20 protein-coding genes and 1 riboswitch are annotated in these 20,954 nt (G+C 71.3%); of the genes, 7 read left to right on the plus strand and 13 right to left on the minus strand.

The genetic code is table 11. The features are described from left to right. Positions 1 to 114: 114 nt before the first annotated feature. The 6 genes from ABVB68_RS12720 to nagB form a co-directional block, all read right to left on the minus strand. Positions 115 to 1,128 (minus strand): ribonucleotide-diphosphate reductase subunit beta, encoded by a 1,014-nt coding sequence (locus ABVB68_RS12720; RefSeq protein WP_353601237.1) that lies wholly within the window; start codon positions 1,126 to 1,128, stop codon positions 115 to 117. After that, positions 1,128 to 3,506, minus strand: coding sequence for a ribonucleoside-diphosphate reductase subunit alpha (locus ABVB68_RS12725; RefSeq protein WP_353601064.1), 2,379 nt, complete (start codon positions 3,504 to 3,506; stop codon positions 1,128 to 1,130). The genes ABVB68_RS12720 and ABVB68_RS12725 overlap by 1 nt, the downstream gene beginning before the upstream one ends. A 125-nt stretch (positions 3,507 to 3,631) precedes the next feature. Further along, a riboswitch (cobalamin riboswitch) is annotated at positions 3,632 to 3,755 on the minus strand. 155 nt (positions 3,756 to 3,910) lie between these two features. Further along, complete coding sequence (gene mctP / locus ABVB68_RS12730) at positions 3,911 to 5,539, minus strand: monocarboxylate uptake permease MctP (protein ID WP_353601065.1); 1,629 nt, start codon at positions 5,537 to 5,539, stop codon at positions 3,911 to 3,913. Then, a complete protein-coding gene (locus ABVB68_RS12735; protein ID WP_353601066.1) occupies positions 5,536 to 5,799 on the minus strand; it encodes a DUF3311 domain-containing protein in 264 nt (87 codons plus the stop codon). Before ABVB68_RS12735 ends, mctP begins: the two co-directional genes overlap by 4 nt. 148 nt (positions 5,800 to 5,947) lie before the next feature. Beyond that, positions 5,948 to 6,712 (minus strand): GntR family transcriptional regulator, encoded by a 765-nt coding sequence (locus tag ABVB68_RS12740; protein ID WP_353601067.1) that lies wholly within the window; start codon positions 6,710 to 6,712, stop codon positions 5,948 to 5,950. Positions 6,713 to 6,934: 222 nt separating this feature from the next. Then, the gene (nagB, locus tag ABVB68_RS12745; protein ID WP_353601068.1) at positions 6,935 to 7,720 is read right to left on the minus strand and encodes a glucosamine-6-phosphate deaminase; all 786 of its coding nucleotides are present in this window, start codon (positions 7,718 to 7,720) and stop codon (positions 6,935 to 6,937) included. 156 nt (positions 7,721 to 7,876) lie between these two features. On the opposite strand from nagB, the gene ABVB68_RS12750 reads away from it, so the two are divergent. Continuing rightward, positions 7,877 to 8,506 carry a TetR/AcrR family transcriptional regulator gene (locus tag ABVB68_RS12750; RefSeq protein WP_353601069.1) on the plus strand — a complete coding sequence of 210 codons (630 nt, stop codon included), beginning with the start codon at positions 7,877 to 7,879 and terminating at the stop codon, positions 8,504 to 8,506. Between the two features lie 329 nt (positions 8,507 to 8,835). After that, positions 8,836 to 10,311 (plus strand): sensor histidine kinase, encoded by a 1,476-nt coding sequence (locus tag ABVB68_RS12755; RefSeq protein ID WP_353601070.1) that lies wholly within the window; start codon positions 8,836 to 8,838, stop codon positions 10,309 to 10,311. 301 nt (positions 10,312 to 10,612) lie between these two features. Here the strand turns inward: ABVB68_RS12755 and ABVB68_RS12760 are convergent, their stop codons facing one another. Both ABVB68_RS12760 and ABVB68_RS12765 read right to left on the minus strand, forming a co-directional pair. Further along, entirely contained in the window at positions 10,613 to 10,870 is a 258-nt protein-coding gene (locus ABVB68_RS12760) for a WhiB family transcriptional regulator (RefSeq protein WP_003992873.1), read from the minus strand. A 323-nt stretch (positions 10,871 to 11,193) separates the two neighbouring features. After that, positions 11,194 to 12,162 carry a diacylglycerol/lipid kinase family protein gene (locus ABVB68_RS12765; RefSeq protein WP_353601071.1) on the minus strand — a complete coding sequence of 323 codons (969 nt, stop codon included), beginning with the start codon at positions 12,160 to 12,162 and terminating at the stop codon, positions 11,194 to 11,196. Between the two features lie 265 nt (positions 12,163 to 12,427). Between ABVB68_RS12765 and ABVB68_RS12770 the strand changes: the two genes are divergently transcribed. Then, complete coding sequence (locus ABVB68_RS12770; RefSeq protein WP_353601072.1) at positions 12,428 to 12,886, plus strand: hypothetical protein; 459 nt, start codon at positions 12,428 to 12,430, stop codon at positions 12,884 to 12,886. Positions 12,887 to 13,165: 279 nt separating this feature from the next. On the opposite strand, the gene ABVB68_RS12775 is transcribed toward ABVB68_RS12770, so the two are convergent. The 3 genes from ABVB68_RS12775 to ABVB68_RS12785 form a co-directional block, all read right to left on the minus strand. Beyond that, positions 13,166 to 14,275 carry a SigB/SigF/SigG family RNA polymerase sigma factor gene (locus tag ABVB68_RS12775; RefSeq protein WP_353601074.1) on the minus strand — a complete coding sequence of 370 codons (1,110 nt, stop codon included), beginning with the start codon at positions 14,273 to 14,275 and terminating at the stop codon, positions 13,166 to 13,168. A 17-nt stretch (positions 14,276 to 14,292) separates the two neighbouring features. Continuing rightward, positions 14,293 to 14,709: an ATP-binding protein gene (locus ABVB68_RS12780; protein ID WP_189820337.1), complete on the minus strand. Its 417-nt coding sequence runs from the start codon at positions 14,707 to 14,709 to the stop codon at positions 14,293 to 14,295. Positions 14,710 to 15,018: 309 nt separating this feature from the next. Further along, positions 15,019 to 15,279, minus strand: coding sequence for a UBP-type zinc finger domain-containing protein (locus ABVB68_RS12785; RefSeq protein WP_353601075.1), 261 nt, complete (start codon positions 15,277 to 15,279; stop codon positions 15,019 to 15,021). Between the two features lie 61 nt (positions 15,280 to 15,340). Here ABVB68_RS12785 and ABVB68_RS12790 point away from each other — a divergent pair, with 61 nt between their 5' ends. Continuing rightward, on the plus strand, positions 15,341 to 16,936 hold the full coding sequence (locus tag ABVB68_RS12790) for a Na+/H+ antiporter (protein WP_353601076.1): 1,596 nt from the start codon (positions 15,341 to 15,343) through the stop codon (positions 16,934 to 16,936). On the opposite strand, the gene ABVB68_RS12795 is transcribed toward ABVB68_RS12790, so the two are convergent. Continuing rightward, on the minus strand, positions 16,933 to 17,862 hold the full coding sequence (locus ABVB68_RS12795) for a 1-aminocyclopropane-1-carboxylate deaminase/D-cysteine desulfhydrase (protein WP_353601077.1): 930 nt from the start codon (positions 17,860 to 17,862) through the stop codon (positions 16,933 to 16,935). The two genes, ABVB68_RS12790 and ABVB68_RS12795, sit on opposite strands and share 4 nt — an antisense overlap. Before the next feature lie 123 nt (positions 17,863 to 17,985). Next, on the minus strand, positions 17,986 to 18,579 hold the full coding sequence (locus ABVB68_RS12800) for an N-acetylmuramoyl-L-alanine amidase (RefSeq protein WP_353601078.1): 594 nt from the start codon (positions 18,577 to 18,579) through the stop codon (positions 17,986 to 17,988). Between the two features lie 285 nt (positions 18,580 to 18,864). Here ABVB68_RS12800 and ABVB68_RS12805 point away from each other — a divergent pair, with 285 nt between their 5' ends. From ABVB68_RS12805 to ABVB68_RS12815, 3 genes are all read left to right on the plus strand, one after another. Next, positions 18,865 to 20,271, plus strand: a complete 1,407-nt coding sequence (locus ABVB68_RS12805; protein WP_353601079.1) for a family 2B encapsulin nanocompartment shell protein — start codon at positions 18,865 to 18,867, stop codon at positions 20,269 to 20,271. Positions 20,272 to 20,383: 112 nt separating this feature from the next. Then, positions 20,384 to 20,566: a hypothetical protein gene (locus ABVB68_RS12810; protein WP_353601080.1), complete on the plus strand. Its 183-nt coding sequence runs from the start codon at positions 20,384 to 20,386 to the stop codon at positions 20,564 to 20,566. 116 nt (positions 20,567 to 20,682) lie between these two features. After that, positions 20,683 to 20,892 (plus strand): hypothetical protein, encoded by a 210-nt coding sequence (locus ABVB68_RS12815; protein WP_353601081.1) that lies wholly within the window; start codon positions 20,683 to 20,685, stop codon positions 20,890 to 20,892. Positions 20,893 to 20,954: the final 62 nt, after the last annotated feature.

Consider the following 20,954-nt stretch of genomic DNA (forward strand, 5'->3'; position numbering starts at 1 on the left):
GCTGGTGTCGACCCAACTCGTCGAGGACGCGGTCGTCTTCGTCAAGGGCCGGCTGCCGCCCACCCCGCACCGTCGAGACGGTGCGGCGGGGCGGCGCCGGTGGGCAGGCGTCGCTCAGAAGTCCTCGTCCAGGTCCACGGTGCCCTCCACCGCGACCTGGTACGCCGACGGGCGGCGCTCGAAGAAGTTGGTCAGCTCCTGCACACCCTGCAGCTCCATGAAGGAGAAGGGGTTCTCCGAGCCGTAGACCGGCGCGAAGCCCAGCCGGGACAGGCGCTGGTCGGCCACGCACTCCAGGTACTGCCGCATGGACTCGGTGTTCATGCCGGGCAGGCCGTCACCGCACAGGTCGCGGGCGAACTGCAGCTCGGCCCCGACCGCCTCCTTCAGCATGTCGACGACCTGCTGCCGCAGCTCGTCGTCGAACAGCTCCGGCTCCTCCTTGCGGACGGTGTCGACCACGTCGAAGGCGAAGGACATGTGCATGGTCTCGTCGCGGAACACCCAGTTGGTGCCGGTGGCCAGGCCGTGCAGCAGACCGCGGCTGCGGAACCAGTAGACGTACGCGAAGGCGCCGTAGAAGAACAGCCCCTCGATGCACGCGGCGAAGCAGATCAGGTTGAGCAGGAAGCGCCGGCGGTCGGCCTTGGTCTCCAGCCGGTCCAGCTTCTCCACCGAGTCCATCCACGTGAAGCAGAACTCGGCCTTCTCGCGGATGGACCGGATGTTCTCCACGGCCGCGAAGGCGGCGTTGCGGTCCTCCGGGTCGGGCAGATAGGTGTCGAGCAGCGTCAGGTAGAACTGGACGTGCACGGCCTCCTCGAACAGCTGGCGCGACAGGTACAGGCGCGCCTCGGGGGAGTTGATGTGCTTGTACAGCGTCAGCACCAGGTTGTTCGCCACGATCGAGTCGCCCGTGGCGAAGAACGCCACCAGACGGCCGATCAGGTGCTGCTCCGCCGGCGTCAGCTTGGCGAGGTCGGCGACGTCCGAGTGGAGGTCGACCTCCTCCACGGTCCAGGTGTTCTTGATGGCGTCCCGGTAGCGCTCGTAGAAGTGGGGGTAGCGCATTGGGCGGAGGGTCAGCTCGAAGCCCGGGTCGAGCAGGTTGGTGTGACGGCTGGAGATCACTGGCAGGCCTCGCAGGACTCGGGGTTCTCAAGGGAGCAGGCGACGGCGTCGGGGTCGGTCACCTGCTGGACGGGGATGGACGGCTGCGCCTGTGCCTGTGCCTGAGCGGCACGGGCGATGCGGGTCGCCGGGCGGGAGCGCAGGTAGTACGTCGTCTTCAGGCCCGACTTCCAGGCGTACGCGTACATCGAGGAGAGCTTGCCGATCGTCGGCGTCTCCAGGAACAGGTTCAGGGACTGCGCCTGGTCCAGGTACGGGGTGCGGGCCGCGGCCATGTCGATCAGGCCGCGCTGCGGGATCTCCCACGCCGTGCGGTACAGCGCCCGCACCTCGTCGGGGATCCAGGCGAAGCCCTGCACCGAGCCGTTGGCCTCCCGCAGCGCCTCCCGGGTGCGCGCGTCCCACACGCCGAGGTCCTTCAGCTCCTGCACCAGGTACGAGTTGACCTGGAGGAACTCGCCGGACAGCGTCTCGCGTTTGAACAGGTTGGACACCTGCGGCTCGATGCACTCGTACACGCCCGCGATGGAGGCGATGGTGGCCGTCGGGGCGATGGCGAGGAGCAGCGAGTTGCGCATGCCGGTGGCCGCGATCCGCTCCCGCAGCGCCGCCCAGCGCTCCGGCCAGGTGAACTCGACGCCGTAGTGGTCGGGGTGCAGCACGCCCCGGGCGGTGCGGGTCTTCTCCCAGGCCGGCAGCGGGCCGTTGCGCTCGGCGAGGTCGGCGGAGGCCTGGTACGCGGCGAGCATGATGCGCTCGGCGATCCGCGTGGACAGGGCCTTGGCCTCGGGAGAGTCGAAGGGCAGGCGCAGCTTGAAGAAGACGTCCTGCAGACCCATCACACCGAGGCCGACGGGACGCCACCGGGCGTTGGAGCGGCCCGCCTGCTCGGTCGGGTAGAAGTTGATGTCCACGACGCGGTCGAGGAAGGTGACGGCCGTGCGGACCGTCTCGTCCAGCCGCTCCCAGTCGACGTCCCCGCCGGTCACGAAGGCGCCGAGGTTGACCGAGCCCAGGTTGCAGACCGCCGTCTCCCCGTCGTCGGTGACCTCCAGGATCTCGGTGCAGAGATTGGAGGAGTGGACGACATGGCCCGCGGTCGCCGTCTGGTTGGCGGTGCGGTTGGCGGCGTCCTTGAAGGTCATCCAGCCGTTGCCGGTCTGCGCCAGGGTGCGCATCATGCGGCCGTACAGCTCGCGGGCCGGGATCGTCTTCCTCGCCAGGCCGTCCGCCTCCGCCCTGCGGTAGGCGGCGTCGAACTCCTCGCCCCACAGGTCCACCAGCTCCGGCACGTCCGCCGGGGAGAACAGCGACCACTCCGTGTCGGCGTTGACCCGCCGCATGAACTCGTCCGGGATCCAGTGCGCCAGGTTCAGGTTGTGCGTACGCCGGGCGTCCTCACCGGTGTTGTCGCGCAGCTCCAGGAACTCCTCGATGTCGGAGTGCCAGGTCTCCAGGTACACCGCGGCCGCGCCCTTGCGCCGGCCGCCCTGGTTCACCGCGGCCACCGAGGCGTCGAGCGTCTTGAGGAACGGGACGATGCCGTTGGAGTGCCCGTTGGTGCCGCGGATCAGCGAACCGCGGCCGCGGATGCGGGAGTACGACAGACCGATGCCGCCGGCGTGCTTGGAGAGGCGGGCGACCTGGTGGTAGCGGTCGTAGATGGAGTCCAGCTCGTCCAGCGGGGAGTCGAGGAGGTAGCACGACGACATCTGCGGGTGCCGCGTACCGGAGTTGAAGAGCGTGGGGGAGGAGGGCAGGTAGTCGAGGCGGCTCATCAGCCCGTGGAGCGCCGCGACCTCGTCCACCGAGCGGGCGGTGTCGTCCTCGGCGAGGCCGGCGGCGACCCGCAGCATGAAGTGCTGGGGCGTCTCGACGACCTTGCGGGTGAGGGGGTGGCGCAGCAGGTAGCGGCTGTGCAGGGTGCGCAGGCCGAAGTAGCCGAAGCGGTCGTCGGCGGCCGGGTCGATCAGCGCGTCGAGCCGGGCCGCGTGCAGCCGTACGAAGGCGGCGGTCCGGTCGGCGATGAGCCCCTCCCGGTGCCCGACGGCGACGGACTGCGTGAACGAGGTGACACCCTGCGAGGCGGCCTCGTCGCGGATGGTGAGGGTCAGCAGGCGGGCGGCCAGCCGGGAGTAGGCGGGGTCCTCGGAGATCAGTCCGGCGGCCGCCTCCGTGGCCAGCTCGCGCAGCTCCGCCGTGATGTCGGAGGCAGCCCGTGCGGACCGGCCGCGCAGCGCGGCGGCGGCGACCCGGCCGGGGTCGGCGTCGGGGAGGTCGGCGGTCAGCTCGGTCAGGGTCCGCAGCAGTGCGGCACCGGGACCGTCGGTCTTCAGCTCGCTGACTGAAGCCGGTTCGGCTGGCGCGATGGTCACGTGGGGCTCTCCCTCGCTCGGCACGGGGGCCTGGCGGAGGGCAGGGGGCAGCCACGAGCGCGCACGGCGTCGCGTCCACCGGCCCACTCCGCGAGGCCCGGACGTCTCAAGGCACCCGGACCGGACGGCCGGGCGCGCTGTGGGCAGGTCCTCGGACTGGACAGGCGTGCGGATGCACGCAAGTACACCGTTGCGGGACAGTTCCGGATTCGCACCGGATTCCCCTGCGGCGACAGCGAGCACGAGCATACATCTGGTGCCGGGCTGTCGTGTCACCCCCACATCTAGTGTCTGTTGCGTGTTGCGCTGGTGTCGGAGCGTCAACCCGTGGCAGCACTGCGGGCCGCCGGGTACGTGCTTCCCGGCGGCCCGCAGTGGGTGCTGTGCGGCTTTGTGAGGCCCGCTCAGTGAGCGGCTCCCGCGGTCGCGGGCGGAAGCTCCACCTGGACCCCCGCATCGCCCGCGTCGGCCGTGTAGTCCTCCGGCCGGGTCTCGTCGATGCCCGCCGGGGCCTTCACGGCCTTCAGGACGAAGGTCAGCACCACGGTGACGACGACGTTCAGGACGAACGCCGTGAGGCCGATGTAGCCGATCTCGCCGATGCCGGGGATCTCCTTCGCGGAGCCGCCGAAGTGCGCCTGCGTCGGCGAGGCCACCCCGTACGCGGCGACCGTGCCGTACACCATGGCGACCGCCCAGCCGGCCAGCAGCGCCCAGCGGTGGAACCAGCGGGTGAACAGGCCGCCGACCAGGGCCGGGAAGGTCTGCAGGATCCAGATGCCGCCGAGCAGCTGGAAGTTGATGGCGACCGTCTTGTCCATGGTGAGGACGAAGGCCAGCGCGCCCACCTTCACCAGCAGCGACACGAGCTTGGAGACCTGCGCCTCCTGCTTCGGTGTGGCGTCCGGCTTGATGAAGTCCTTGTAGATGTTGCGGGTGAAGAGGTTCGCCGCCGCGATCGACATGATCGCCGCCGGGACGAGCGCCCCGATGCCGATCGCCGCGAAGGCCACGCCCGCGAACCAGTCCGGGAACATGTCCTCGAACAGCTGCGGGATGGCCAGCTGCCCGTTGGTGACCTTCACCCCGGCCGCGATCGCCATGAAGCCCAGCAGCGCCAGCAGGCCCAGCATGAGCGAGTACAGCGGCAGGATCGTGGTGTTGCGGCGGATCACCTCACGGCTCCTGGACGACAGGGTCGCGGTGATGGAGTGCGGGTACATGAACAGCGCGAGAGCCGAACCGAGCGCCAGGGTGGCGTACGTCCACTGGCCCGCCTCCGCCGGGACGAGCGCCCCGCGCGGCTTGTGGGTGGCCGGGTTGATGTGCCGGAACGCGTCACCGGCCTTGGCGAACACGTCGTCGAAGCCGCCCAGCTTGATCGGGATGTAGATGATCGCCACCGCGATGACGATGTAGATCAGCGCGTCCTTGACGAACGCGATCAGCGCGGGCGCGCGCAGTCCGGAGGAGTAGGTGTAGGCCGCGAGCACACCGAAGGCGAGGAGCAACGGCAGGTCCTTCACGAACCAGTTGGTGTTCTCGCCACCGCCGACGCCCATCACGTCCAGCACCGCCTGGATGCCCACGAGCTGCAGCGCGATGTACGGCATCGTCGCGAGGATGCCGGTGACCGCCACCGCCAGCGACAGGCCCCTGGAGCCGAACCGGCCGCGCACGAAGTCCGAGGTGGTCACGTAGCCGTGCTTGTGCGAGACCGACCACAGGCGGGGCAGGAACGTGAAGATCAGCGGGTACACCAGGATCGTGTAGGGCACCGCGAAGAAGCCCGACGCGCCCGCCGCGTAGATCGCCGCCGGTACGGCGACGAAGGTGTACGCCGTGTACAGGTCGCCGCCGAGCAGGAACCAGGTGATCCAGGTGCCGAACGACCGTCCGCCCAGGCCCCATTCGTCCAGCGTGTGCTCGTTCTCGGCCCGGCGCCAGCGCGCGGCGAGGAAGCCCATGACCGTGACGGCCAGGAAGAAGAAGATGAAGACGCCGAGTGCGACGCCGTTGACGCCGTCCTTCACTTCGCGGCACCCCCCTGCGCGTGCCCGCGGGTGCGCTGGTCGCGCCGCCACAGCGCGTACGCGGTCATCGTGAGCGAGGTGGAGATCAGCACCCAGACCATCTGGTACCAGTAGAAGAACGGGATCCCGATGAAGGCGGGATCCGTCTTGGCGTACGAGCCGACCCACAGCATCGCCACGAAGGGCGCGACGAGACAGAGGCCGATGACCACCCGGGTCGGTGTGACGACCGGTGGTCTCACTTCAGGCGCGTCGGACATGTCACGGCTCCGTCCCCTCGTTGATCACCTGTGTAATGCGCAGGCAATCTAGGTGACGCCGTCGCGCACGGGAAGACCCCGTCCGCATATCGGTAGGCCGATTTCGGGGACGCGGCGTGCGGAACCCGGTCCGCGGACGCCCGTCCGCTCAGTCCTGCGGTCGCTTCAGGCGGGCCACGAACTTGTACCGGTCGCCCCGGTACACCGACCGCACCCACTCCACCGGCCTGCCGTCCGGGTCCACGGAGTGCCGGGAGAGCATCAGCATCGGCAGGCCGACGTCGGTGCCGAGCAGACCGGCCTCGCGGGGGGTGGCCAGGGAGGTCTCGATGGTCTCCTCGGCCTCGGCGAGGTGGACGTCGTAGACCTCGGCCAGCGCGGTGTACAGGGACGTGTACTTCGCCAGTGACCGGCGCAGCGCCGGGAAGCGCTTGGCGCTCAGGTGCGTGGTCTCGATCGCCATGGGCTCACCGTTGGCCATGCGCAGCCGCTCGATGCGCAGCACGCGGCCGCCGGCGGTGATGTCGAGCAGCTCGGCGAGCCGGTCGTCGGCGGTGATGTAGCCGATGTCCAGCAGCTGCGAGGTCGGCTCCAGGCCCTGTGCGCGCATGTCCTCGGTGTAGGAGGTGAGCTGCAGCGCCTGGGACACCTTGGGCTTGGCGACGAACGTGCCCTTGCCCTGGATGCGTTCGAGCCGGCCCTCCACGACCAGTTCCTGCAGAGCCTGGCGGACGGTGGTGCGGGAGGTGTCGAACTCTGCGGCCAGCGTGCGCTCGGGCGGCACCGGCGTGCCCGGTGCCTGCGTCTCCGTCATGTCGAGCAGGTGCTTCTTCAGGCGGTAGTACTTGGGCACGCGCGCGGAACGGACCGGGGCGCCGGTCTCGTTCTCCGCACTGCTGACCTCGGTGCTCATGCTCTGCCTTCCCGGCTCCGGATGCCGAAAGCGACCGACCTGGCATCGGCCGCGGCTCACATCGTGGCACGGCTTCGTGGGTCAGGAGTCCACCCCGCACGCTCCGTGATCTCCTCTGTATACCGGCGCGCCCGCTGTTGGTCTAGTCCATCGGGCCGCGGCGGGTGCGGCGGCGGCAGCCCCGGCCGGGCGGCCGCCCACCGCGGGTGCCGCTGCCGCGGACTAGATCCCCTGCCAGCCGGGCTTGGCGGCGTAGGTGTGCCGGAAGTAGTCGGCCAGCTTCAGCTTGGCGGCCGCCGCCTCGTCGACGACCACGGTGGCATGCGGGTGGAGCTGCAGCGCCGAGGCCGGGCAGACCGCCGCGACCGGCCCCTCGACGGTCGCGGCGACCGCGTCCGCCTTGCCCTCGCCGGTCGCCAGCAGCACCAGGTGCCGGGCCTCCAGGATCGTGCCGATGCCCTGGGTGATGACGTGGTGCGGGACCTGCTCGATGTCACCGCCGAAGAAGCGGGCGTTGTCGATCCGCGTCCGCTCGGTCAGCGTCTTGATCCGGGTGCGCGAGGCGAGTGAGGAGCACGGCTCGTTGAAGCCGATGTGCCCGTCGGTGCCGATGCCGAGCAGCTGGAGGTCGACCCCGCCGGCCGCCGCGAGGGCGCGGTCGTACGCCTCGCACGCCGCCTGCACGTCCTCGGCCGTGCCGTCCGGGCCCAGGAAGGCCCCCATGTCCATCCCGAGCGGCTCCAGCACCTCCCGGCGCAGCACCGAGCGATAGGACTCGGGGTGGTCGGCGGGCAGCCCCACGTACTCGTCGAGCTGGGCGATCCGCGCCCGCGAGACGTCCACGGCGCCGGAGCGCACCTTGGCGGTCAGTGCCTGGTAGACGGGCAGCGGGGTGGAGCCGGTGGCCACGCCGAGCAGGGCGTCGGGCCTGCGTCGCAGCAGCTCTGCCATTGCCTCGGCGATCAGTTCCCCGCCCGCCGCGGCGTCCGGAACGATGACAACTTCCACGCTGGGCCTGCCGTTCTGAAGAGGGCTCTGTGCGTCTCTCTGTGGTTTAGACCAATCTAACAGAATCGGTGTTCCCGGGAGCGCCCGAAGACGGGTTTCCCCGGGCTGTCGCGGGCCTCGACCGATTCTCTAGGAGCCGCTATAAAATTTCCCTCCATGGTGAACGCGCAGGACGCGCACGAGCGGGCCGCCCCGGTCAGGACACGTGGCCGCCCGCGCTCCTTCGACCGCGCCACCGCGCTGCACAAGGCGCTCATGGCCTTCTGGGAGCACGGCTACGAGGCCACCTCGGTCTCCGACCTCACCCGGATCATGGGCATAGGGGCCCCCAGCCTGTACGCGGCCTTCGGGGCCAAGCGGACCCTGTTCGAGGAGGTCGTGCGGGTCTACGCCGACACGCACGCCGTCTTCGGCGAGCGCGCCCTCGCCGAGGGGCCCACCGCCCGCGCCGCCGTCGCGCGCACGCTGCGCGAGGCCGCCGCCGCGTACACCGACCCCGCCCATCCGTACGGCTGCCTCATCGTCCACGCCGCCGCCAACAGCAACAGCCCCGAGGTGGGGGAGCCGCTGCGCGACCGCCGCAACGCCACCATCGCCGCCCTGGAGGCCCGTATCCGGGCGGACATCGCGGCCGGGCACCTCCCGCCGGGCACCGACGCCGGCGCCCTCGCCCGGCACACCGGCGCCATGATCCAGGGCATGTCCCAGCAGGCCCGGGACGGGGCGAGCCGCGCGGAGCTGGAGGCGCTCGCGGAAATTGCCATGGCCATCTGGCCCCACGACTGACCGGGGCGGGCTAGGCTGCCTGGCATCGCGTGCCATTCTGCGGTGCGTGCTGTACGACCTCGGTACAACCATGGACACCGCTTCGTGGTCTAGTCCACAATCCAAGTGCAACAAGCCTCCGTCTTCCCCGCACAGGAAGGCGGATCGAGGAACCGGCGCTCTCTGCCCTGACTGCCCCGGCTCCTCGACCTTCGGCCGGTCGGGACCGCACACCCCGCGGCCGATGATGCTCCGGGCTGCGGTGCCGGGAGGGTTGAGGGTCCCTTCCAGGCGCCGCGGCCCGCGGGTGTTTTTCGGCCACCCGGCAGGCCCCGGGTACGCTCGCAGACGTGCCCTCCATGAACGAACTCGTACGCCAGCACACGGCCCTCGACGACTCCGATCTCGAGTGGCTCCACCTGCTGGTCTCGGAGTGGCAACTGCTCTCCGACCTCTCCTTCGCCGACCTGGTCCTGTGGGTCCCCACCCGCGACGGCACCCGGTACGTCTCGGTCGCCCAGATGCGCCCCAACACCGGCCCGACCTCCTACCAGGACGACATGGTCGGCCACCTCGTCCCGCGCGGCCGCCGGCCCATGCTCGACGCCGCGCTGGACGAGGGCCGGATCGTGCGCGAGGGCGACCCGGAGTGGCGCGAGGAGGTCCCCGTACGGGTCGAGTCCATCCCCGTACGGCGTGACGGCCGCGTCCTCGGCGTGATCGCCCGCAACACCAACCTGCTGACCGTCCGCACTCCGAGCCGCCTGGAACTCACCTATCTCCAGAGCGCCTCGGACCTGGCGCAGATGATCGCGGCCGGCTCCTTCCCCTTCCCCGGCCAGCAGGTGGACATGGACGCCTCGCCGCGCGTCGGTGACGGCCTGATCCGGCTGGACGCGGAGGGCGTCGTCCAGTACGCCTCCCCGAACGCCCTGTCCGCCTACCACCGCCTCGGCCTCGCCGCCGACCTGGTCGGCCACCACCTCGGGCACACCACCGCCGAACTCGCCCCGACCCGGGGCCCGGTGGACGAGGCGCTCGCCAAGGTGGCCAGCGGCTGGGCGCCGCGCGAGTTCGAGATCGAGGCCCACGACGGGGTGATCCAGTTCCGGACCATCCCGCTCAAGCCCAAGGGCACCCGGATCGGTTCGCTGGTGCTGTGCCGGGACGTCACCGAACTCCGGCGCCGTGAGCGCGAGTTGATCACCAAGGACGCGACCATCCGGGAGATCCACCACCGGGTGAAGAACAACCTCCAGACCGTCGCCGCCCTGCTGCGCCTCCAGGCCCGGCGCATCGGCTCCGAGCGGGGCCGGGAGGCCCTGGAGGAGGCCGTACGGCGGGTCGGCTCCATCGCCATCGTGCATGAGACGCTGTCTCAGAACCTGGATGAGCGCGTGGAGTTCGACGACATCGCCGACCGGGTGCTGGCGATGGTCGCCGAGATCTCGCCGGGCAGGGTGGCGGGCCGGCGCACCGGGCGGTTCGGGATACTCGACGCCGAGGTCGCCACCCCGCTGTCGATGGTCCTCACCGAGATCCTGCAGAACGCCCTGGAGCACGGCTTCCGCGAGGGGGACACCGGCACGGTGGAGGTCTCCGCGATCCGCGGCGGCACCACCAAGGAGGCGCGCCTGCTGGTCACCGTCCAGGACGACGGCGTCGGCCTGCCCGAGGGCTTCGACCCGCACCGCTCGGGCAACCTCGGCCTGCAGATCGTACGCACGCTGGTGGAGGGCGAGTTGGGCGGCTCGTTCGACATGGTCCCGGCGCCGGAGCGGGGCACACGGGTGATCCTGGACATTCCGGTGCCGTCGCAGAAGTAGGCGGCGGCGGCCGGTTCCTGACGTGGGCCGCGCCGGCCGGCGCGCGGGGAGCCGGGCGCGCGTGGCCGCGTCGGAACGGCAAGCAGCAGGATCCGCGCGTGGCCGCGTCGGCACAGCAAAAAGCCCCGGACCGCCATGGGTCCGAGGCTCGTGCTCGTTGCTGCTCCGCTGTATCGCTAAGCGCATCGGGGGATACTGCGCGCTGCGGCTCGGGGGCGGGAGATGCGTGCGTGCTGTCTACGGAGTGACACCGTCCGGCACACGCGCCGCCAAGCTCAGGCTGTCAGCAGGGGTGGGAGTCTCAGGCGGAAGCCTGACGAGCCCGGTTGCGGGCGGCACGGCGCTTCATCGCGCGACGCTCGTCCTCGCTGAGACCACCCCAGACGCCGGAGTCCTGACCGGACTCGAGCGCCCACTGCAGACACTGCTCGATCACCGGGCAGCGACGGCAGACGGCCTTGGCTTCCTCGATCTGCAGCAGCGCAGGACCGGTGTTGCCGATGGGGAAGAAGAGCTCGGGGTCTTCCTCGCGGCAAACGGCGTTGTGACGCCAGTCCATGGCTGCTACCTCTCCTTGGTATTACGTGCAGGGTTGCTTGTGAATGTGAACGCTTTCACGAATCCCTCAACAAGTGAAGGGCCGACCGCCGAGTCTTCCCCGGCTGTGGTCCTTTGGTTTGAAGAGGGGTTCTGTCGATCAGCGGAGGCCGGTGTTGCGGGCCGTCCCGATCGACACGTAGAGACTCGCAAACCTCAGCGGCGGATACAACCCCTTCCGGAAAGTTTTTTTTGATTCCTCGGTGTCGACTGGGTCACAGCCGTACTTCCATGGGGTGGATCCTGGCCTAAACGTTCGAGTGAAAGGAGTTTGGCCCGTTCCGCTCACACAATCACACGCAGTGCGCGGCGAACGCCTGTGAACGTCACGCTGGTTCGCAGTCCCAGGTGGTCGCCGTCCATCTGGAGGGGGAGGGGCGCCTTCGAATGCAAGGTGAAGCGGTCCAGATCGTGCAGTGAGAGGGCGTGCTTCCCATGGGGTCCGCGCTCGGGGGACGAAGTGAGCAACTGGGTGCCATACCGGGCAACCGCGGCCGTCGACAGACGGCTGAGACCGAGCACATCGATGCCGGTGTCGAACGAGGCCTTAGGCGATGTGTACATGGGGCGATTGCCGAGATACGTCCACGGGGACGTGTTCGAGACTATGGCGACGACGAGGTCGCCGACCGGGTCCGCGCCGGCCCGCTCGAGCGTGATGGCGCCGTGCCGGCGATTCGACTCGCCGAGGAACTGCCGGACCACCTGACGTACATACAGCGCGTGCGTGGACTTCTTGCCGCGCTCGCGCTGCTGCTCGACCCTGCCCACCACGCCGGCGTCGAAGCCGAGCCCCGCGTTGAAGGTGAACCAGCGGTCCGGGACCGCCTCGTCCTCGGTGCCGGGCGTGCCGGAGGTCAGCCCGAGGCCGACGACCCGTTCCCGGCCCTCGCGCAGGGCGTCCAGCAGGGCACCGGTGGCCTCGACGGGGTCGTTGGGCAGGCCGAGAGCGCGGGCGAACACGTTCGTGGAGCCGCCGGGGACGACCGCGAGACCGGGCAGCCGGCCCAGGTCGGGGCCGGCGTGCAGGAGACCGTTGACGACCTCGTTGACCGTGCCGTCGCCGCCGAGGGCCACCACCATGTCGATGTCGTCGCTCTCCGCCGCCTGCCGGCCGAGGTCGCGCGCGTGGCCGCGGTACTCGGTGGTGACCGCCTCCAGCTTCATCTCGCTCGCCAGCGCGTGGATCAGGACATCACGCCTGCGTGCGCTTGTGGTGGTTGCCGCCGGATTGACCACGAGAAGTGCACGCATGCATGGCAGCGTACCTACTGGGTGGTACCCGGCCCAGACCGAGGTAGGGATCCGGTAAGAGGCGGGGCACCGTGAGCCCGGACACCGCACGGCGGGCGGGTGCGGGGGAGCGGTCCGCGGGGCGGGGGCGGGGAGACCGGGGCGGCGGGATGAGCGGGTGCGGGAAGACACGGGCCGTGGGAGGGGGCGGTGCGGGGAGACCGGGGTCGCCGCAGGGTCGGGAGAGCGGATCGGCGGGGCGACGGGTGCGGGCTACCCTGCTGGGGTGAGTACTGAGCAGAACCGAGCCGAGGACACCGCGGACGGCACCGGAGCCGCCGCCGACGAGCCGCGCCCGCGTCGGCTGACGTACGCGGCCGCGCTCACCGCGATCGAGGGGGTCGCCCTGGTGGCCGGCGGACTGTGGGTGCTCGTCCTCGGACTCACCGGGGAGCCGGACGACCGGCGGCAGGCCGTGACCCTGGGCGTCACCCTGGCCGTGCTCGCGCTGCTGCCGCTGCTGGCCGCGCGCGGGCTGCTGCTCCGCCGTGGCTCGAGCCGCGGCCCCGCGGTGATCACACAGCTCATGGCCCTGCCGGTGGCCTACAGCCTGCTCCAGGCCGACAGCCTGGCCGTCCCGGCCGGTATCGCCCTCGCGGTGGTCGCCGTGGCGGCGCTGGTGCTCCTCGTCAACGGCGAGACGACCCGGGCCCTCGGCATCAAGGGACCGGGCCGGACCGAGTAGCGGACGGCCGCCGCTCGCCCTCTGCCTTCCGGGCCCACGGCCCGCTTTGCCGTTCCCCGCGCTGCGGCCCGCTCGCCGTTCCTCGGACTGCGGCCCGATTGCCGTTCCCGGGGCCGCGTGGGTGGCCGCCCACGCTCCCGGCCTGCTCGCCGCTCGCCGGGTCGTGGGTGCGGCCGCTCTCGTCCCGGGCCTGCGCGCCGGACCGGTGCGCGCGGCCGTGCGCGTCCCGGGCCCCCTCGCCGCTCGCCGGGCCGTGGGGCGGCCGCTCTCCTCCTCGGTCTACTCCTCCACCAGCAGCTTCTCCCGCAGCTGGGCCAGGGTTCGGGCCAGCAGCCGGGAGACGTGCATCTGGGAGATGCCGACCTCCTGCGCGATCTGCGACTGCGTCATGTTGCCGAAGAAGCGCAGCAGCAGGATCCGCTTCTCGCGCGGCGGCAGGTCCTCCAGCAGCGGCTTGAGGGACTCGCGGTACTCCACGCCCTCCAGCGCCTCGTCCTCGGCGCCGAGGGTGTCGGCGACCGCCGGGGACTCGTCGTCGGTGTCGGGGACGTCCAGGGACAGCGTGGAGTACGCGTTCGCGGACTCCAGGCCCTCCAGGACCTCCTCCTCGGAGATGGCGAGTTTCTCGGCCAGTTCGTGGACCGTGGGCGAGCGGCCGTGCAGCTGGGACAGCTCGGCCGTCGCCGTGGTCAGTGCGAGCCGCAGCTCCTGCAGCCGGCGGGGCACGCGGACCGCCCAGCCCTTGTCGCGGAAGTGCCGCTTGATCTCGCCGACGACCGTCGGGGTGGCGTACGTGGAGAACTCCACGCCACGCTCCGGGTCGAACCGGTCCACCGACTTGATCAGCCCGATCGTGGCGACCTGGGTGAGGTCGTCCAGCGGCTCGCCGCGGTTGCGGAAGCGGCGCGCGAGGTGCTCGACGAGCGGCAGGTGCATACGGACCAGCTGGTTGCGCAGCTCCGCGTACGCCGCGCTGCCCGCGTCCAGCGTGCGCAGCTCGACGAACTTCGCCCGCGCCCCGCTGCGGTCCTGCGGGTCGTGCGTAGCGGCCCGCACGGCCTCCTTGCCCGGCGCGTCGCCCTGGGCGTCCCGCTCGTGCTCGCTCATCGTCCCGCCCGTAGCCCTTCCCCGAGGCTCCGCCTTCGCGCGGTCGGCGGGTTCGGCCCCGCCGCGCTCCCGCGAGGGTGCGCCCTGCACGGCACCGTCACCGCCGCCCGGCGTCGAGTCGTCCTCCGGGTGCGGCCTGGCCTGCTCGGGGATGCCGTCGATGCCGTCCGCCATGTGCCGGGAACCGCCGCCCGGGCTCTCCCCGGACGTCTCGGCTCCGGACCAGGGGGCACCCCCGTCCCCGGTCGGCAGCTCCCGTGTGCCGCGCTCTTCGTCACGCACCGGACCGTCCCCGTTCCTCACGCCGGCCCGGGACCCGCGCCGCGCTGTTTGTAGAGGCTGATCGACACGGTCTTGTCCTCGTCGACGGCGGACGAGACCTTGCCCGCCAGGGCCGACAGCACGGTCCAGGCGAAGGTGTCCCGCGAGGGGGCGTGGCCGTCCGTGGTCGGCGCCGACACCGTGACCTCCAGCGAGTCGTCGACCAGCCGGAAGACGCAGCTGAGCACGGAGCCCGGCACGGCCTGCTGGAGCAGGATCGCGCAGGCCTCGTCCACGGCGATGCGCAGGTCCTCGATCTCGTCCAGGGTGAAGTCCAAGCGGGCCGCCAGACCGGCCGTGGCCGTCCGCAGCACCGACAGGTAGGCACCCGCAGCCGGAAGCCGGACTTCCACGAAGTCCTGGTTCGCCACGGGCTCGCCTGCGATCTGGGACACCCTCACCTCCATGGTGGTACAAGCTCTACGGGGCCGAGGGTCGCCCCTCGGGGTAACGCATACGTGGTTCCGCGGTGACGCTATCGCGCTCCGAACGTTCCTGTCCCCGGGACCCCGACCCCCTGGCGTCACTCACAGTAAAGCTGCGGATACGCTCCGTGTCTAGAGGGTCTGCGGGCCCAAATGGGAAGAGCGAGCGCCGGGTTGACGTACCCAGACGTCAGATGCCCGAACCGTCGCGGCCGCGGTCGCAAGCAGTGTCACACGAAAACGCGGTGGGCGGGAACGCGCCCGGACGCGGTAACGCGCTCAGACGAGGACGTGGTCGACGAAGCACCACCGCCAGTCCTCGCCCGGCTCGTACGTCCGCATCACCGGATGACCGGACTGCGCGTGGTGCTGCGTCGCGTGCCGGCCCTGCGAGGAATCGCAGCAGCCGATGTGGCCGCAGGTCAGGCAGAGCCGCAGCTGCACGGGGTGCGTACCGTCCCGCAGGCACTCCGGGCAGGTCTCGTCCAGCGCCTCCGGTTCGGGGTGCGGCAGCGCGTCGGCATGCGTGCACTGTTTCATGATGGCCAGGTTACGACGGGCGTGCGGGTGGCCGCGCGAAAAACGAGGGTGGGCGAGGACCATGGACGTGATGCCGCTGCTTCTGCTGGTGGCGGGCAGCACCGCGATCGCGGCGGCGGCCCGGCGGACCCCGGTGCCCGCACCGCTGCTCCTGGTGGCGGCCGGCCTGGTGGTCTCCTTCGTCCCCGGGATCCCCGACTACACCCTCGATCCCGACGTGGTCCTGCCGCTGCTGCTGCCCCCGCTGCTCTACACCTCGGCGAGCGACAGCTCCTACCTGGACCTGCGCGCCCAGTTCAGACCGGTGGCGCTGCTGTCGGTGGGGTACGTGCTGTTCGCGACCTTCGCCGTCGGCTGGGTCGCCTACCTGATCATCCCCGGGCTGCCGCTGACCGCCGCGCTGGTGCTGGGCGCGGTCGTGGCACCCCCGGACGCGGTGGCCGCCACGGCGGTCGCCCGGCGGGTCGGGCTGCCGTCCCGCATCACCACGATCCTGCAGGGCGAGTCCCTGCTGAACGACGCCACCGCGATCACCGCCTACAAGGTCGCCCTGGCCGCGGCCGTCGGCGCGGGCGCGACCTGGGCGGGCGGAGTCGTCGAGTTCCTGATCGCGGCGGTGGGTGGCGTCGGTGTGGGACTCGTCCTCATGGCGCCCCTGCACTGGCTGCGCACCCACCTCAGGGAACCCCTCCTGCAGAACACCCTCTCCCTGCTCATCCCGTTCGTCGCCTACGGAGTCGCCGAGCAGGTGCACGCCTCCGGAGTCCTCGCCGTGGTGGTCGTCGCCCTCTATCTGGGACACCGCGCGTGGGAGGTCGACTTCGCCACCCGGCTCCAGGAGGAGGCGGTGTGGAAGATGGTCGCCTTCATCCTGGAGTCGGCGGTCTTCGCCCTGATCGGACTGCAGCTGCCGGTCGTCCTCAAGGGGCTCGGCGCGTACGAGGGCGCGCTGGCCGCCGGGTACGCCGTCGTGCTCTTCCTGGTCGTCGTCGTGACCCGGTTCGTGTGGGTCTACCCGACGACCCTCCTGCCCCGGCTGCTGTCCAGACGCGTCCGCGAACGCGAGGAGGACCCCACCTGGCGGGGCGCGATGGTCACCTCGTGGGCCGGCATGCGGGGCGTGGTCTCCCTGGCCATCGCCTTCTCCATCCCCCTCACCGTGCACGGCGGCCGGCCCTTCCCGCAGCGCAACCTGATCCTGTTCCTGACCTTCACCACCGTCATCGGCACACTGGTCGTCCAGGGACTGACCCTGCCCCCGCTGATCCGTCTGCTGAAGTTCCCCGGCCGCGACCGGCAGGCCGAGACGCTCGCCGAGGCCAACGCCCAGGCGCAGGCCTCCCGAGCCGCCGAGGGCCGCCTGGACGAACTCCTCGCCGACGAGCGCAACAGCCTTCCCCCGCCGCTCGCCGACCGGCTGCGCCAGGTCCTGGAGAGCCGCCGCAACTCCGTCTGGGAGCGCCTCGGCCAGGCCAACCCGGTGACCGGCGAGTCCGTGGACGACACCTACCGCCGGCTGTCCCGGGAGATGATCAGCTCCGAGCGCGAGGTCTTCGTCCGGCTCCGCGATCTGCGCTACATCGACGACGAGATGCTGCGGGTCCTGCTGCGCCGGCTGGACCTGGAGGAGGCGGCGGCCTACCGGGAGGCCGTCTAGGGTCCGTCCGGCGACTCCCGTCCGCCGGGCGGCGACGGGAACGGCCGGCCGGTGACGACCGCGGCGATCGTCGTCCCCCGCGAGAAGGCGCCCTCGCCCGCGAGAACGGTCAGTCCGTACAGCAACTTGGCGACATAGAGACGTTCGACGGGCAGGCCGTGACGGGCCTCGAAGTCCTGTGCGAACGCCTCGAGTTCGGGTGGCGTGCGGGCGTAACCGCCGAAGTGGAAGCGCTCGTCGAGCGACCAGGAGCCGGTGCGGGCGCCGAAGGCGCGTTCCTGCAGGGCCTGTACGCCGGCCTCCAGGAAGCCGCCCCTGAGGACGGGAACGCCGAGGGCGCGCTGGTCCGGCGCCAGCCCGGCGGCCAGCCCGGCGAGCGTGCCGCCGGTGCCGCAGGCGACCGCCACGACGTCGGCCGCGCCGCGCAGTTCCCCGCCCAGGGCGCGGCACCCGCGCGCGGCCTCGGCGTTGCTGCCGCCCTCCGGGACGACGTAGGCCGCCTCGGCGCCCACCGCCCGCAGGATGCCGGCCAGGACCGGCGGCTCGGTCTTGCGCCGGTACGTGGCCCGGTCCACGAAGTGCAACCGCATGCCGTCGGCGGCGCACCGGGCCAGCGAGGGGTTGCGGGGGCGGTCGGCCAGCTCCTGGCCGCGGACCACGCCGACCGTCGGGAAGCCGAGCAGGCGGCCCGCGGCGGCGGTGGCCCGCAGGTGGTTCGAGTAGGCGCCGCCGAAGGTGACCAGCGGGCGCCCCGCGGCCGCCTCTATGTTGGGCACCAGCTTGCGCCACTTGTTGCCGATCAGCTCCGGGTGGATCAGATCGTCCCGCTTGAGCAGCAGCCGCAGACCGCGCCGGCCGAAACGGTCGTCGCACACCTCCTGGAGGGGGGAGGGGAGGCGGGGGGAGAGCGGGACGGTGCTGGTCACGCACCCATTGTCGCCCGCGACCTCGTGCCGCCCCGGGGGACGGTCCCCGCGATGAGCGGGGGACGGTCCTCGCGGTGCTGCCGGGGACCGTCCTTGCGGTGCCCCGCCCGGCGCCTCGCGGCGCTATCCCTTGAGGCGCTCCGCGACGCGCTCTCGCAGCCATGCCATCGTGAACCCGCGCGGATCCACCTTCCCCGGCTGCCACTCCAGGTGGCCGATGACCGACCGTTCCGTCCAGCCGTGCCACCGGCACACCGCGGCCGCGGCCCGCACGATCGCGTCCAGCTGCCCCGGGGGCCAGGGGTCCTCGCCGTCGCCCAGGTTCTCGCACTCGAAGCCGTAGAAGTACCGGTTGCCGTCGGTGTTCGCCTCGTTGTCCACCGGCAGACCCTTCTCGGCGATGACCGCGCGCAGGACCTCGTCGTCGCCCAGGCCGGCGTGGTTGGCGCGGCCGTAGCCGACGAGGTGGACCGTGCCGTCCTTGGTGATCACGCCGTGGCACAGCGGGCCGGGCAGCGACGCGTGGCCGGCGCGGCAGATCTCCACCGTGTGCGCGCTGCCCTGGGTCACCGTGTGGTGGATCATCACGCCGTGAACGGGGCCCCAGGGACCCTTGTGGTTGCGGTTGTGGTGCTGCCAGTCGCCGACCTCGACGACCGTGCCGCCCTCCGCCCTCAGCGCGTCCAGGAATGCGCTCGCGGACATGGGTGGGGCCATGGCCGACTCCTTCGTGCCCGGTGGCCGCCGGTCGCGGCCCGCTCGTACCGCAGCTTCTACCGAAACCGGACGTGTCCGGCCACATCGTTCGCACACTGTGCGAGCCGATCCGGACAGGTCGGGCATCGAGGACGTCACCGGACGGGATCCCTCTTTCTGCCCACTCGTGTGATGATCCATTCCCGCTCTTTCGGGTAATGGCGAGTGCACGATCCGTGATGGAAGCCTCGTCTGCGAGACCGGTGTGCGATACGGCGCCGGGCAGACACGGGAGGGCGTTTCCTTATGTCGGTAGGCGAAGAGGTCCGCACGGAGCAGGGCAAGCCACAGCAGTCCCTCGGGACGGCGGCGGCGCGGAACCTGGCCACCACCACCAAGTCCGTTCCGCAGATGCAGGAGATCAGCTCCCGCTGGCTGCTGCGCACGCTCCCCTGGGTGGACGTCCAGGGCGGCACCTACCGGGTGAACCGGCGCCTGACGTACGCCGTGGGTGACGGCCGCATCACCTTCGTGAAGACCGGGGACCAGGTGGAGGTCATCCCGGCCGAGCTGGGTGAGCTGCCGGCCCTGCGGTCGTACGAGGACGAGGAGGTGCTGACCGAGCTGGCCCGGCGCTGCCGCCAGCACGAGTTCGCGCCCGGAGAGGTGATCGCCGACTTCGGCAACCAGACCGACGAGGTGTACCTGCTCGCACACGGAAGGGTCGAGAAGGTCGGCACCGGCCCCTACGGCGACGACGCGGTCCTCGGCGTGCTCGCCGACGGCGCCTACTTCGGCGAGCAGTCGCTGGTCGACCCGGACGCCATCTGGGAGTACACCGTCCGCGCGGACACCGCGACCACCGTGCTGATCCTCAGCCGGCAGGACTTCGAGCAGGTGGCGGAGCGCTCCGACTCACTGCGGGAGCACCTCGAGGAGGTGCGCGCGGTCCCCGAGCAGCGGACGAACAAGTACGGGGAGAAGGAAGTCGCCCTGGCGGCCGGCCACTCCGGCGAGCCCGACATCCCGCACACCTTCGTGGACTACGAGCCCCGGCCCCGCGAGTACGAACTGAGCATCGCCCAGACCGTGCTGCGCATCCACTCCCGGGTGGCCGACCTGTACAACCAGCCGATGAACCAGACCGAGCAGCAGCTGCGGCTCACGGTCGAGGCGCTCAAAGAGCGCCAGGAGCACGAGCTGGTCAACAACCGGGAGTTCGGTCTCCTCAACAACTGCGAGTACGACCAGCGGATCCAGCCGCACGACGGCGTGCCCGGCCCGGACGACCTGGACGAACTGCTCAGCCGCCGGCGGGGCACCAAGCTGCTCCTGGCCCACCCGCGTGCCATCGCCGCGATCGGGCGCGAGCTGAACAAGCGGGGCCTGGTCCCCGAGACGGTCGACGTGGCCGGCAACCGCATCCCCACCTGGCGCGGTGTGCCGATCTACCCGTGCAACAAGATCCCGATCAGCGAGGCCCGGACGACCTCCATCATCGCCATGCGTACCGGGGAGGCGGACCAGGGTGTCATCGGCCTCAGGCAGTCCGGCATCCCGGACGAGATCGAGCCGAGCCTGTCCGTCCGGTTCATGGGCATCAACGAGCAGGCCGTCATCAAGTACCTGGTGACCGCCTACTACTCGGCCGCCGTCCTGGTGCCCGACGCGCTCGGCGTGCTGGAGAACGTCGAGATCGGCCGGTGGAGGTGACGTCTGCGAGCGTCACGGCGGCGTCCCCGCCCGCCGGGGCGGGCGCACCCCCGGCCCACGCGTCCGGCCGGGCCCGCGCCGCCGGTGCCCGCGCGCACCGCGCGGGAGAGGCATGGCCGAGTACATGACGGAGACGGAACAGCGTTCCCCCGGCGTGCCGCCCGCCGGCCCGCCGGGGGTGCCACGGGCGCGGACCGGCGACGGCACCGCCGGACCACCCGACGGACAGGAGGCGGCGGCGCTGCTGGAGGGCGCCCGCACCCTGGCGGTCTGCTGGCGCTCGCCGAGTTCGTGACCCGGCGCAGCGGTTGAGCGCCGCGGCGTTCGTGCCCCGGCCCGGCGCGAGGAAGCGCCGGGCGTGCCGGGGTGCGCCGGGAAGCACCGAGGGCGGGGTCGCTCTACCCTGAGGAGATGGACAGGGAGGAATCCGTCTGTCCCGTCTGCGGACAGCGCGTCGAGACCGTCGTACGGCGGCACAAGACCCTGGGCGCCTGGGTGCCGGTGTGGGGCCCCGGCCCGTGCCGCAACCCCGACTGCGCGGCCGGTCCCGGCACCGCTGCCGCCGCCCCGCCCGCCGATCCGCCCGAGCGGCACCAGCCCGAGGAACCCGCCGGGCAGTGACGGCGGGAAGCGGACCGGGAGGTGAACCCGGGAAGCGGACCGGGAAGGTGAGCGCCGGTAGG

Source organism: Streptomyces sp. NPDC096012 (assembly GCF_040426375.1).
Lineage (GTDB): Bacteria > Actinomycetota > Actinomycetes > Streptomycetales > Streptomycetaceae > Streptomyces.